The sequence below is a fragment of the Halorubrum sp. Atlit-28R genome (assembly GCF_003665955.1).
Taxonomy (GTDB): Archaea; Halobacteriota; Halobacteria; order Halobacteriales; family Haloferacaceae; genus Halorubrum; species Halorubrum tropicale.
Map to the genome: position 1 here is coordinate 1 of NZ_QPLS01000025.1, position 1,527 is coordinate 1,527.

Genomic DNA, 1,527 nt, shown 5'->3' on the forward strand with positions numbered 1-1,527 from the left:
AATATCAAAAACATGTATGTTTAGAACCGATATAGTATCAGATAATGTATCTACGCTTCAGTGTGTCACGGCGGCCGGCGATCGTCGTAGTTTACTACAAAACCCCGACGTTCGCACCCGAACCACGCGACCTACCGCGACAGCCAGCTGAGACGTGCTTCGAGATCCCGTAGTCGGCCGGGAGGGACAGCGCTATCATTTGTCCTCGCCAGCGTCGTGGCTCTCGTCGAGGCCGTTGAGGAGTGCGCGGGCGATCCGTACCTATGCCTCAAGTCCCGGATTGACTGGCCCCAGCTCGCCGCTTTCGGCCGCGTCGACGAACGCCTGGAGGTCCTCGCCGTCTTGGTCACCTGCGAGCGATAGGTCGAGGTCGCCGCCCTTGACGGCGTCGGCGAGGTCGCCCGCCGGATCGATATGTTGCGGGTCGCTCTCCGGGATCGGCCCCGGACCGTCGCCGGCGCTTTCTTCGGGATCCGCGTCGTCATCGTGGGCTATGGTCCTTCTTTGCCGACCCACCGAATATATCCGCGACGGTGTGATACTCGACGAGCTCCGCGTCGGCGAGCTGCCGGAGTCCGGGGTCAACTGCTCGCCCCCACCATGTCGCCGCGTTGAGTGTGCTCCCGTCCGCGAGCGCGTCGATGAGCTTGGTCCGCCCCAGCCGCTCACCCGTAGTCGCGAGGTATTCAGCCGCGCGGCGTGTCTGTGCTCGCGTCACGGCTGGGTCAAGTCCGGTCAACGGCTTCCACCAGGCGAGCGCGGCATCGAGCGCCGTCGGGATCTCCAGCGCCTCTCCATCGACGTTTATCACGACGTTAACCCCACCAAGCAACCGGTCTATATTCTTGCGTAATACGTCGAACGGTCCCGCTCGAAGCCGAGAGGAATAGACCTGCTACGACTCCTGAACTACTGTCCCCCAAGTGGACAGCTTGGGTGTCAGAGAAGTCCTCTTGTGTACTGAAGATGGCTTTGACCGCGTAAAAGCGGCGTCCAGCGTTGATTGCGTGTTTTATTGGTGCTCAGCTGTCAGAGGACTTTCTTGGGGGGCCATTAGTGAGATCAATGATCCGCTGGTCACGAAATACCCCTTTCGGAACCCCCAACCGCTTCAGTAAGAGGTTCCACGACGTGTCTCGCGAATACGCTCGTCCCATCGTCTCGTGATTCTCTAGAGTCCATTCATCCAGAATGTCATCAATCTGATCTACTGGCGCAACCAACTTACCTACCTCCAGTGCTCTCTCATCTATCACTTCATACACAACAAAAAAGTAGACGTGAAGAACGTCGGGAATAGTGTACCACTCCGCATCCTCAACAAGATCATCATGATGATGCCGCCAGAACTTAAATCGGCCGTATGAGCCTGAAGGATATCGGTTTACACAACTCTTTGATTCAATGTACAGTCCCACTCCGTGGCTCCCACTCGTGTATGTGTCAATATATGGTTCTGCTGGCGAATATTTTGTAAACAGACTTTCACCACCGAGCACTGTCGACGCCAATCGCTCGGCATTATAC

At 57.0% G+C, this 1,527-nt stretch carries 3 protein-coding genes; all 3 read right to left on the minus strand.

All coding sequences use genetic code 11. From position 1 onward, the window contains the following. Positions 1–261: 261 nt before the first annotated feature. Positions 262–516, minus strand: a complete 255-nt coding sequence (locus DVK06_RS16565) for a hypothetical protein (protein WP_233561782.1) — start codon at positions 514–516, stop codon at positions 262–264. Continuing rightward, positions 482–811, minus strand: a complete 330-nt coding sequence (locus DVK06_RS18540; RefSeq protein ID WP_147438138.1) for a hypothetical protein — start codon at positions 809–811, stop codon at positions 482–484. Before DVK06_RS18540 ends, DVK06_RS16565 begins: the two co-directional genes overlap by 35 nt. A gap of 211 nt (positions 812–1,022) precedes the next feature. Beyond that, the coding region (locus tag DVK06_RS19405) for a hypothetical protein (RefSeq protein ID WP_233561783.1) at positions 1,023–1,527 on the minus strand (505 nt) is incomplete at its 5' end.